The organism is Variovorax sp. 05T418 (assembly GCF_056396385.1).
In genome coordinates, this window is sequence record NZ_JBFTLJ010000015.1 from 40,132 (window position 1) to 52,344 (window position 12,213).

8 protein-coding genes are annotated in these 12,213 nt (G+C 66.4%); all 8 read left to right on the forward strand.

Translation table 11 applies throughout. The annotated features are described in order from the left end of the window. Positions 1-9 precede the first annotated feature (9 nt). The 8 genes from AC1DMS_RS25095 (at position 10) to AC1DMS_RS25130 (ending at position 12,008) form a co-directional block, all read left to right on the forward strand. Positions 10-888 carry a hydrolase gene (locus tag AC1DMS_RS25095; protein ID WP_015865984.1) on the forward strand — a complete coding sequence of 293 codons (879 nt, stop codon included), beginning with the start codon at positions 10-12 and terminating at the stop codon, positions 886-888. A 30-nt stretch (positions 889-918) separates the two neighbouring features. Then, entirely contained in the window at positions 919-1,863 is a 945-nt protein-coding gene (locus AC1DMS_RS25100; RefSeq protein ID WP_015865983.1) for an ABC transporter permease, read from the forward strand. Then, positions 1,860-2,687, forward strand: coding sequence for an ABC transporter permease (locus AC1DMS_RS25105; RefSeq protein WP_015865982.1), 828 nt, complete (start codon positions 1,860-1,862; stop codon positions 2,685-2,687). Before AC1DMS_RS25100 ends, AC1DMS_RS25105 begins: the two co-directional genes overlap by 4 nt. Next, complete coding sequence (locus AC1DMS_RS25110; protein ID WP_015865981.1) at positions 2,684-4,375, forward strand: ABC transporter ATP-binding protein; 1,692 nt, start codon at positions 2,684-2,686, stop codon at positions 4,373-4,375. The genes AC1DMS_RS25105 and AC1DMS_RS25110 overlap by 4 nt, the downstream gene beginning before the upstream one ends. Positions 4,376-4,413: 38 nt before the next feature. After that, complete coding sequence (locus tag AC1DMS_RS25115) at positions 4,414-5,979, forward strand: ABC transporter substrate-binding protein (protein WP_015865980.1); 1,566 nt, start codon at positions 4,414-4,416, stop codon at positions 5,977-5,979. Between the two features lie 1,079 nt (positions 5,980-7,058). Further along, complete coding sequence (locus tag AC1DMS_RS25120; RefSeq protein ID WP_041945804.1) at positions 7,059-7,949, forward strand: LysR family transcriptional regulator; 891 nt, start codon at positions 7,059-7,061, stop codon at positions 7,947-7,949. A gap of 365 nt (positions 7,950-8,314) precedes the next feature. After that, the gene (locus tag AC1DMS_RS25125) at positions 8,315-8,956 is read left to right on the forward strand and encodes a hypothetical protein (protein WP_015865978.1); all 642 of its coding nucleotides are present in this window, start codon (positions 8,315-8,317) and stop codon (positions 8,954-8,956) included. A 142-nt stretch (positions 8,957-9,098) separates the two neighbouring features. Further along, the gene (locus tag AC1DMS_RS25130; protein ID WP_015865977.1) at positions 9,099-12,008 is read left to right on the forward strand and encodes a beta strand repeat-containing protein; all 2,910 of its coding nucleotides are present in this window, start codon (positions 9,099-9,101) and stop codon (positions 12,006-12,008) included. The last annotated feature ends 205 nt before the right edge of the window (positions 12,009-12,213 follow it).

Below are 12,213 nucleotides of genomic sequence, written 5' to 3' on the forward strand. Positions count from 1 at the left end.
AACGCTTTCATGACAAAGAACATCGAGGTCCCTGCCGGCCTGGCCGAGCGCCGCGCCCGCGCCGTCTACGACCTGGGCCTGAGCACCATCTATGCGTCGCGGGCCGATGCACGGTTCTCATACTGCACCTATGTGCCCGAGCACATCGGCCAGCCCGGCACGCGGCCGATGCAGCTGGTGGTGGTGGTGCACGGCACCGGCCGCGCCTTCGTCAACTACCGCGAGGCCTTCAGCGGCTTCGCCAAGTGGAACGACTGCATCGTGCTGTGTCCGCTGTTTCCGGCCGGCGTGCGCGGCGACGGCAACCGCGACGGCTTCAAGCACCTGGTCGAGGCCGACATCCACTACGACCGGATCCTGCTGGACATGGTGGCCGAGGTGGGCGAGAAATTCGCCTCTGACTTCAGCCGCTTTGCGCTGTTCGGCTACTCGGGCGGCGGGCAGTTCGTCAACCGCTTTGCCATGCTGCATCCGGAGCACTTGTGGGCGGCGTCGATCGGCGCGCCCGGCTCCGTTACGCTGATCGATCCGGCGCAGGGCTGGTGGGTCGGCACGAAGGACTTCGAGACCCGTTTCGGCAAGCCGATGAACCTGCAAGCGCTGCGCCGCCTGCCCGTGCACATGGTCGCGGGCAAGGCGGACATCGAGACCTGGGAGATCACGCACCGCGAGGGCGGCAAGTTCTTCATGCCGGGCGCCAATGAGACGGGCCGCACGCGGCCCGAGCGCCTCGAAGCGCTGCGCCGTTCTTTCGAGGCCGCTGGCGTGAAGGTTGCGTTCGACCTGCTCGACAACGTGCCGCACAACGGGCTGGCCTGCGTGGGACATGTGCAAGACTTCTTCGCAAAGGCGCTGCACGACCTGCGCGCCGTGGCCTCGGCGGCCTGACACCCACCCCACACACCAGAAAGAAGGCCCATGTTCCGCTTCGCCGCGGCCCGCATCGCGATGGCGATTCCCACGCTGCTCATCGTGGCGGTGTCGGTGTTCGTCCTGATACGGCTCATTCCAGGCGACCCCGCGCAGCTGCTGCTCGGCGACCTGGCCACGCCCGCCAGCCTCGCCGACCTGCGCGCCCGCCTGGGGCTCGACCGCCCGCTGGCGGCGCAGTTCGGCATCTGGTTCGGCCACGTGCTGAAAGGCGACCTGGGCCTCTCGATCAACAGCGGCCAGGACGTGCTCTCGCTCGTGGCCGACCGCTTCCTGGTCAGCGGCCGCATCGTGCTGGTGGCCGTGGCGCTGGCCGCGATGGTGGCGGTGCCCGCCGGCATGATCGCCGCGTGGAAGCACAACCGCGCGCCCGACCTGCTGCTGGTGGGCTCGGCCACGCTGCTGGTGTCGATTCCGACGTTCTGGCTCGGCCTGCTGTTGCTGCTGCTGTTCGGCCTCCAGCTCGGCTGGCTGCCGGTGGTGGGCTACGTGGGCATTGCCGAAGACTGGAAGAACGGACTGCTCTACCTCGCGCTGCCGGTGCTCACGCTTTTCCTGCACGAGATCGGCGTGCTCATGCGCATGGCCCGCGCCAGTACGCTGGAGGTGCTGCGGCTCGACTACATCACGCATGCGCGCGCCAAGGGCCTGTCGGAGCGCGCGGTGCTGGTGCGCCATGCCTTCAAGAACGCGTTCGGCCCGACCTGGACGTTGATCGGCCTGGTGCTGGGCAACCTGCTCGGCGGCATCGCGGTCGTCGAGACGGTGTTCACCATTCCCGGGCTCGGCCGGCTGCTGGTCGACGCGATCTTCGCGCGCGACTACCCGGTGATCCAGGGGTGCCTGCTGTTCGTGGCGGTGATCTACGTGGTGGTGAACCTCGTCATCGATCTTTGCTATCCCTTGTTCGACCCTCGCGTCACTGTCGAATGACTGCCAGGAAACGCCTACCCCTCAATGCCCTGATCGGCATCGCCATCGTCGGTGCGATCGTCACGGCGGCGCTCGTCAGCCTGGCGTGGACGCCGCACGATCCGCTGCGCATCAATTTCGGCGCGCGGCTCAAGCTGCCCGGAGGCCGGTATCTGCTGGGCACCGACGAGTTCGGCCGTGACGAGCTGTCGCGCCTGATGGCTGGCGCCGCCACCAGCGTGTGGATCGCGGTACTGACCGTCACCTTCTCCATCGTGGCAGGCAGCATCGTCGGCGTGCTGACGGGCTTCCTGCGCGGCTGGACCGATCGCATCGTGATGGCCTTCAACAACGCCCTGCTGGCGTTCCCAGGCCTGCTGCTGGCGCTGGGGCTGCTGGCGGTGGTAGGCGCCAACCAATACGGCATCGTGCTGGCGCTCGGGCTCGCCTACACGCCCTCGGTGACGCGCATCGTGCGCGGCACGGTGCTGTCGCTGCGCGAGAAGGAGTTCATCGAATCGTCGCGCGTGCTCGGCAACTCCGAGCTTTACACGATGGCGCGCCACGTGCTGCCCAACTGCACCGCGCCGCTCACCGTGCTGGCCACCTCGATGTTCGGCTGGGTGATCCTGGCCGAAAGCGCGCTCTCGTTCCTCGGGCTCGGCGTGCCGCCGCCGGCGCCGACCTGGGGCAACATGCTGGCGTCGGCGCGCCCGTTCATGGCGCAGGCCAGCTACCTTTCCATCCTTCCGGGCCTGTGCATCGCGCTGACGCTGCTCGGCATCAATCTGCTGGGCGACGCGGTGCGCGACTGGCTCGATCCGCGCATGAAGGGTGTGCAATGACGACAACTCCCCTGGTCAGCGTGGAGGGCCTGACGCTCGCGGTCGGCATGGGCGGCCGCGAGATCGTGCACCAGGTGTCCTTCGACATCGCGCCGGGCGAGATGGTCGGCATCGTCGGCGAGTCTGGCAGCGGCAAGACGCAGGCCGCGCGCGCGCTGATGGGCCTGACGCCGCCGCCGCTGGTGCGCACGGCCGGCCGCATTCTTTTCGATGGCGAGGACCTGGCGCTTGCCAGAACTTCGCGCTTGCGCGAGCTGCGCGGCGCCCGCGTCGGCATGGTGTTCCAGGAGCCGATGACGTCGCTGAACCCCTCGATGACCATCGGCAAGCAGTTGGACGAAGCGCTTGCGCTGCACCGCAGCCATCTCTCGGCCGGCGATCGGCAGACGCGCATCCTCGACATGCTGGCACGCGTGGGCATCCGCGATCCCCAGGGCGCGTGCACGGCCTGGCCCCATGAGTTCTCGGGCGGCATGCGCCAGCGCATGATGCTGGCTTCGGTCATGCTGCTGGAGCCGGCGCTGCTGATCGCCGATGAGCCGACCACCGCACTCGACGCGGTGGTGCAGCGCGACGTGCTGGAGCTCATGGTCGGCCTGACGCGCGAGCACCGCACGGCCGTGCTGATGATCAGCCATGATCTGCCGATGGTCGCGCGCTTCACGCAGCGCATGGTCGTGATGCGGCACGGCGAAGTGAAGGAAACCGGCAACACCGACGACCTGCTCGCGCACCCGAAGCATCCCTACACCCGCGAGTTGCTGCGGGCCATGCCGCGGCGGCGGCCCGCGCGGCAGGTGGTGGACGAAGCGCCCATCGTTGAGGTGCGCAACCTCGTGGTCGACTATCCCGGCCATCGCCGGCTGTTCGCCAAGGGGGCGCCCAAGCGTGCGCTGCACGGCATCGATCTGGTGGTGCGCCCGCGCGAGGTGGTGGCCGTCGTCGGCGGCTCGGGCTCCGGCAAGACCACGCTGGGCCGCAGCATTGCCGGCCTGCTGAAACCGAGCGGCGGCGAGATCCTTTTTCGGGGGCGTCCCATCGCGCGCTCGGATGCCGGCTGGTTCGACTACCGGCTGCAATGCCAGATGGTGTTCCAGGATCCGTACGCCTCGCTCGACCCGCGCATGACGGTCGGCCAGCTCGTCGGCGAGGGGCTGCGGCTGGTCAATGGCATGTCGCCCGCCGAGAAGGCAAGGCGCGTGGCCGAGGTGCTCGATGAAGTCGGCCTTGGCACCGCCTTTGCACCGCGCCATGCGCACGAACTTTCAGGGGGCCAGCGGCAGCGCGTGGCCATCGCGCGCGCGCTCGTGCGCCGGCCCGCCTTCGTGATCGCCGACGAGCCGGTGTCGGCGCTCGACGTGACGGTGCGCGCGCAGGTGCTCGAGCTGTTTGCCGAGCTGCAGAAGCGTCACGGCTTTTCGTGCCTCTTCATCAGCCACGACCTCGGCGTGGTCGAGCAGGTGGCCGACCGGGTGATCGTGATGCAGGACGGCCGCATCGTCGAGCAGGGCGCGCGCGACACCGTGTTCGACGCGCCGCGGCAGGACTACACGCGCAGGCTGCTCTCTGCGATTCCCGCGCTGGAGCCGACCGGCGCCGGCGGCGTGCGGTTGCGCTGGCGCTTCGGCGCGGAGGCCGAACGCCAGGCCGAAACCAGCAAGGGGGGCCCCGTCCCGTCCTTCGCCTGACCGACCTCCTTTTTTGAATCTGTCTGCAGGAGTACTTCATGCCCCATTCCTTCTTCCGTCTGGCAGCCATGGCCGGTGCCGGCCTCGCCTGCGCCGCGGCACTCGCGCAAACCACCGTGACGGTCGCGCAGCCGGCGGACATCCGTTCCACCAATCCCGGCGTCAATCGCGACAACACCACCGACGGCATCGTGCTCAACATGGTCGAAGGGCTCGTGGGCTACCGGCAGGACGGCAGCGTGGGACCGCTGCTCGCGCAATCGGTCGACGTCTCCAAGGATGGGCTGACCTACACTTTCAAGCTGCGCAAGGGCGTCAAGTTCCACAACGACGCGCCGCTCACCTCGGCCGAAGTCGCCTGGAGCTGGAAGCGCTACATGGACCCGAAGACCGACTGGCGCTGCCTCAGCGAGTACGACGGGCGCAACGGCCTCAAGGTGGTGGACGCCGCAACGCCCGACGACGCCACCTTCGTGCTGAAGATCAACCGTCCCTCGGCCGTGTTCCTCGATACGCTGGCGCGCTCCGACTGCGGCATGACGGCCATCCTGCATCCGAGCTCGGTCAAGCCCGACGGCAGCTGGGACAAGCCCGTGGGAACCGGCCCGTTCAAGTTCGGCGAATGGAAGCGCGGCGAGTACGTCACGGTGACCGCGTTCAAGGGCTACACCTCGTCGCCGGGCGCCACCAAGGCCGATGGCTACGTGGGCCTGAAGGCGCCGCTCGTGGACACGGTGCGCTTCCTGGTTGTGCCCGACGCGGCCACCGCCGCGGCCGGCCTCAAGTCCGGAGCCATCGACGCCGGCCAGATCACATCGAGCGATGCGCAGGAGCTCAAGGCCGATCGCAACCTCGTCGTGCAGGCACCCACCGAGGCGGTGAAGAACACGCTGCTCTTCCAGACGCGCGATCCGCTGCTGAAGAACGTGAAGCTGCGTCAGGCGATCGCGGCCTCGCTCGACATGGAGCAGATCGTCGCGGCCGCATCCGAAGGCCTGGGTTCGGTCAACAACTCGGCGATTCACAAGGGCTCGGCCTTTTACGGCGCGGCCGAAAAGAAGGGCTTCCATTACGACCCCGCCCTGGCCGCGAAGCTGCTGCGCGAGGCCGGCTACAAGAACGAGAAGATCACCATCCAGACCAACAAGCGCGCCCATGTGCCGAGCTACACCGTGGCGGTGCTGGCGCAGGCGATGATGCAATCGGTGGGGATCAACGCGCAGATCGAAGTGCTGGAATGGGCCACGCAGCTCGACCGGTACAACAGCGGGAACTACCAGATGAGCTCGTTCAGCTATTCGTCACGGCTCGATCCCGCGCTGAGCTACGAGCAGTTCTCCGGGCCGAAGGACAAGCAGGCGCGCAAGGTGTGGGAAGACCCGCAGGCGCTGAAGCTGCTCGACGAGAGCTTCACCGAGACCGACCGGGCAAAGCGCCAGGCGCTGTTCGACCAGCTCCACGCATTGATGATCCAGCAGGTCCCGATGATCATGCTGTTCAACGGCATCGACGCCTGGGGCGTGCGCAAGCGCCTCGCCGGGTTTTCGGTATGGGAAGGCAAGCCGCGGCTGTGGGGGGTGTCGGCCGCGGCCAAGGCGGGCTGAAGCAAGACCTTCGTCGGGGCGGCCCGACGAACTGCTTGGAGCCGCTGCACGCACGACCAACGAACGGGCCCGCAGCCTGATGGCCTCGAGCAAATCGCCAGCCCTGTTCTTCTGACTTCCAATCGGATTCTCCCGTGTCCAAGGCACATCGGCAGACTTCACGCGCGCCGCATCTCTCGCCGTCCTTCCGATCGGCTCGGACGGCATCGCCCATGCGCGGCGCGGAGGCGACCTGGAGATCCTACCTGGCCAGGCAGGACGCGAACTCTCTCGGCATCCGCTGCCCGTCGAGCAATGTCGTTGACCTGCTCGGCGGCGCCGAAACGGACCCGTGCCTTCGCATGGTCGACCGCTCCCGCAGCGCCATGACCCAGGGCCCGCACCGGCTGGCCCGAGGGCGTACGCACTTCGACTGCCCGAAGGGCCGCGTCGGCAGAAAGGGCGCAACGTACTTTGCGCGGCGGTCGTATGGAGCGCGCTGTACCTGCAGGCCTGGCCGACCGCGACGGCTCCGCGGAAATACTTCACGCATCTCGGCCTCTGCTCGCGGGAGCTGTGTGACTGCGTAACAACACTCTCGCAAATGATGTACTCCTAGGTCGCCGAAATGCCAAAAAGTTCTCATAACCCTTTCGAAGTGGCATTGTTACACTTGTTAAGATTTGAGCATGATTTCAATTTGTCAATTAACACCATTTTGGTGCAGAGCAGTGCGATGCGGGGGCGAAGTTAGCGAAAGCCTTCGTGTTCGTCGACAAAAAGAATGACGGAATTCTGGCTTGAGAATAAAAACAGTGCGCCGTTTCCACGGCGACAATGCCAGAACGCGGGCCAAATAAATAAATAGATTGCCTGCGAGATTGGATGAGTGCCGAGCAGATATGGAGGCACTTCGGTGGTGGAGACAAATCAGGGTGATTGCGTGATCGACAGCATGCGGGAAAAGAATTCCGCGCTGCACGACGCGATTGCTTGCCTGCAGATCTCCGTTCACAGAAGCGCTTTTTATCGAGCTGAAACGCCGCCATTCCAGAGGAGAAGCTGGAAAGCGCAGGCGTTCCGCTCAGGTTCGGAAAATCATGGATTTATTGATGTCGGATGTGCGGCTGTTCGTGAAAGCCGTCGAAGTGGGAGGGTTGACGCAAGCGGCCGACGCACTGAGCGTGCCCAAGGCATCCGCGTCCCGGCAGCTCAAGAGGCTGGAGGCCTTGGTCGGCCACACGCTCCTGCACCGGGGGGCAGGTCGTTTCGGTCTCACCGGGGAAGGGCGCGAGTTCCTTTCCACGGCGAAGGAAGTTCTGGAGGCAGTGAACCAGGCGCTCTCGCGGCTCTCCGACACCAACGAAGCCCTGACAGGCCAACTGCGGATCTCGGTTCCCGGCTATCTCGGCCGCGAACTGCTCTCCTCGCACCTGTCGGGCTTCATGGCCGCGCATCCCCTGCTCAAACTCACTGTCGACGTGAACTCCGGTCGCGTGGATCTGTTTCGTGAAGATGCCGACGTGGCCATCCGGGTGGGGCTCGAAGGCTGCGAAGATCTCGTCGCGAGACGCATCAAGAGGCAGATCCTTGTCCTGTGCGCCGCACCCTGGTATCTCGAGCGCCATCCGGCGATCGAGAAGGTCGACGATCTCGCGGGACACTTTTTTCTGACCTGTGGTCCGGAGCGGCAGGCGATGGAAATGGTCGTTCCAGGCCTTGACCGGGAGCACATCGTCAGGGCCGCGCGCGTATTCCGGGCCAACGATCCGGAATTGCTGCTGAGACTCGCCTGCTCGGCCGGCGGGATCGCCTTGGTCCCTCTTCTTTGTGCCAAAGCCGAGATTCAGGGCGGCTCTTTGGTCGCAGTCCTTCCGTCGTTCGAGCTGATGCCGGAAGAATTGAATCTGACGTATTTGCCCGCGCGGCGCAATACTCGAAAAATCAGAGCCTTCGTTGACTTCATATCCAAGGCGCTAGAGCAAGCCTGATTTGCGCCTTTGCCGCATCGGAGATCTTCGTGACTCCGGCGGTTTCTCCACGTTCCATTTTTTAACGGCGATGCAGCCGGGCTTCTGCACGCCCCTGCATTGCCCTAGGCAGTTCCACGCATTGGCAGTTCCAAAATTGAAACCTCCATTTTCAAAATTGGAATCCTGTTTTTTGTAGCCGCCGCGGGCAAAATCGGTGTTGGTTACAAGTGAAAGTGAACGTACATTTCTGCGGATCGAAGGACTCAGGCATGTTGGAGTCGCCCGCGGAAAAAAGTTTCGCCGCATTGTGACTTATTTCCAGGTATTCGCGACCCTGCTGGCGATTCGTGCCGAATTGCCGTGATCTTTGAACTGGAGCAATCATGCTTATACAAAAACTGACTCAATCTTTTTTCCGCACGGCAGGCAGGCTGCCTGCTTTGGCTGCAAGCTTTGGCGCCGGAATGATCGCCGTGGCCAGCCTGGCTGCGCCGGCCTCGGCACAGCCTGTCGCGACCCCGTCTGCGCTCGCCCCCGAGAAAACCGTTGCGGTCACCCTGACGCAATTCAAGGTGGTGAAGGCTGCGGACGGCAAGGAGCAACTGCTGGATGCTTCCTCCGTCAAGCCGGGCGACATCCTGGAATACCGGGCAACCTACATCAACAAAACCGGCAAGCCGGTCTCCGGCCTGGTCGCCGATCTGCCGATCCCCGAGGGGCTCGAGTACCTGCCGCGCAGCGCCAAGCCTGGTGCCGCATTGGTCAAGGCAGCCACCAAGGATGGCGTTTTCGGCGCCGAGCCGCTGACGCGGAAGGCTGCGAACAACAAGACGGAGCCCGTGCCCTACGGCGACTACCGCGCGTTGCGCTGGGCGCTCGGCCAGCTGCCCGCCGGCGGCGAGACCGCCGTGACTGCGCGCGCCAAGGTCGAGATCGTCGTTCCGCCGGAGCCCAAGACCTCCCCCGCCGCGCCCCAGGCGCCGCCTGTGACGGTGCAGTCCGCTGCAGGCGCTGCCTCGCGCTGAGGTCGTGGTGGTTTCGCCTCCTGGCTTCCGTTCCCTTGCTTTCCTTTGCTATTGCGCGCAACCCGGCCCGTGTCTTCCGCCCGCGGAATCCATGAGCCGGGCTTTTTTTGTTCCTTTTTTTTGACAACCGAGGAGAAACCACGTGAGTCCCACCTTGCCAACCCGGCGCATCGGCTCGAGGCCGAGAGCCGCATGGGCGGGCGCCGCAGTTCTGTCTCTGGGCTTCCTGTTTGGAAGCTCGAGCGCATCTGCCGCACCGCCGCCCGCCAACACCGTCATCGGTAACCAGGCTTCGGCCACTTATTCGGATTCGTCCGGCACCACCCAGCTGGCCACCTCCAACCTGGTTCAGACCACGGTTCAGCAAGTCGGCTCCTTCACGCTGGACACCGTCAACCAGGTCACGACGACGGTCGTCAACACCAAGCTGGGCGCTGCAGGCTCGGTGGTGTACGCGCCGCACATCTTGACCAACACCGGCAACGGCTCGGACACCTTCACCATCACGGTGGATGCCGACAACGATGCCTTCTCGAAGGTCGAGGTCTATCCGGACGCGAACGGCGACGGCGTGCCCGACAGCACCACCCCGCTGTGTACCGCCGCGCCCGCTGCAGTCTGCAGCGTGCCCGCGCAGACCGTGCCCGGCAACAACGGCACGTTCCAGTTCGTCGTGGCCTACACGATTCCCGGCACGGCCACCACGCCGACCACCCCGTTTGACACGGCCACCATCACGGCCACCCCGGGCACGCCGGCGCTCTACACGGCGCCGAACACCTCGGCGGCCGACAAGGACCAGGTCAACCTGACCACCGTGGCCGCGTTCGGCGCCACCAAGTCGCTCGGCGTTCCGGCAGTGGCCGGCCCCGGCGGCGCGGCCTGGCCGCTCGCGAGCACCGGAGGCCCGCGTTCGTCGGCAGCCTCCTGCTCGACGACCTGGGCTGCAGGCCTGGCTTCCAGCGCGACTTGCCAGTACACGGTCTACACGCTCACCTTCAACAACACCGGCGGAGCGCCCGGCAAGTTCGCCCTGTCGGACACGCTGCCATCGGGCTTCACCTATGTCGCGGGTTCCGCCGTCTGGAGCAGCGCCCCGGGCGTGGCGCTGGGTGACGGTGCTGGCGGCGATCCGGCCGGCATCGACTTCCAGGTGGCCGGCAGCACGCTGAACGCCGTCGTGAACTCGCTCGGCCAGAACGTGACGCAGACGATCAGCTTCGTGGTGCTGGTGAACAACACCGCAGTGGTCGGCACCTCGACCACGACCAACGTGGGCCAGTACAACCCGACGGATTCCCCGGCTGCCACCGCCACGGCGATCGGCACCCTGGGTTCGAGCACCAACCCGGCGGCCTACACCGTCGTCGCCAGCTACGGCCTCGTCGTGGGTACCAACCCCTCGACCGCGGCAACGGCGGTCGACACGGTGGCGGGCACGCCCAATGGCACGGCGGCGGACACGACCACGCAGCCCTCGGTGGTTGCCGGCGGCAGCGTCAAGTTTCCGCAGACCGTGTTCAACACCGGCAGCGGCGTCGACAGCATCAACCTGAGCATTGCCAACGGAAGCTTCCCGGCGGGCACGACCTTCCTGCTGTTCGCGGCGGATGGCGTGACGCCGCTGCTCGACACCACCGGCGACGGCGTTCCCGACACCGGTCCGATCCCGGTCGGCGGCAGCGCCAACATCGTGGTGCAGGCCAACGTTCCGGCCAGCGCGACGGTGGGTTCGGGTCCGTTCAACGCGATCCTGACCGGCCGCTCCGCAGGCGACGCGACCAAGATCGACGCCACGCTCGACCAGGTCACCATCGTCGTCGGTTCGCTCGTCGACCTGACCAACAGCGCAGCCGGTACCGGCTCGGGTTCGGTGGCGGGCGGTGACTTGGGCCCTGGCCCGAGTCCGCAGCCGACCACCACCAACGCGACCCCTGCGGGCACCGGCACGATCTTCACGCTGTTCGTCAAGAACAACGATGCGACCGGCCCGGCAACGCAGACCTACGTGCTGGCGGCCAGCCAATCGACCAGCTTCCCGGGCACGCTGCCGGCGGGCTGGACGGTGAAGTTCGTGGCCGCGGGCGGTACCTGTACCGCCGCTGCGATCACCAGCGTGACCGTGGCTGCCGGTGCGCAGCAGCAGGTCGACGCCTGCGTGACGCCTCCCGCGACCCAGACGCCGGTGACGGCCCAGCCGATCTACTTCCGCGTGCTATCGAGCGCCGTGGCATCGACCGGCGTGCTCGTGTCCGACGCCAAGCATGATGCGGTGACCGTTGTCGCCGCCCAGACCCTGGGCGCCACGCTCACGCCGAACAACGTCGGCCAGGTCGCTCCGGGCGGCACCGTCGTCTATGCGCACACGCTGACCAACACCGGCTCCTTGAGCTGCGGCGCTTACACGCTCACGGCCACCGTGCCGGCAGGCGATGCGACGTTGGGCTGGACCACCGCGATCTACCTCGACGTCAATGGCGACGGCCAGATCGATGCGGGCGACACGCTCGTCACCGGCCCGATCGCCGGTCCGCTGGCGGCAGGCGCAACGCAGAAGCTGCTGGTGCGCGTGTTCGCACCGGGCGGCGCCGGCGCCGGCGCGACCGACACGGCCACCGTGACGGCGACGTTCACCGATCCGGCACCGAACTGCGGCGCGCCTTCGGCCACCGACATCAGCACCGTGATCACCGGCCAGATCCGCGTCGTCAAGACGCAGGCCGCCGACATCGCCTGCGACGGTACGGCTGACGCCGCTTTCGCAGCGACGCCCCTGTCGCTGAAGCCCGGCCAGTGCATCGTGTACCAGGTCGTCGCGACCAACGAAGGCACTGCGCCCATCACCAACATCGCGATCAACGACGCGGCGCCTGCATTCACCGGTCTCGCCGGTGCGACGCAGCCAGCCAACCAGTGCGTCTCCACGGGCGTGACCGGCACGGCGCTGGCCTATGCCCAGACCGCGACGGCGGTGAGCTGCGGCAGCGCAGCGAACACCGTGGCGCCGGCCGGTACCGCCACCTTGACCTTCGCCGTACGCATCAACCAGTGATGCGCGATTGAGTCGCCGGCAGGCCGCTTCGGGCCTGCCGGCTTTACGCGAGGCACCGCCTTCACGGCTGCGCTTCGCCTTTTTCCCCTGCTGCTTTCTCGCCGCGCGCTTACGCACGCGTGCATGGCAGCGGCAGAGGAAAAAGACCCAGGTATTCACGGCCCAAGCAGGCGCCGAAAGGTTAAGCGGAGTGCAATTCTTGTCT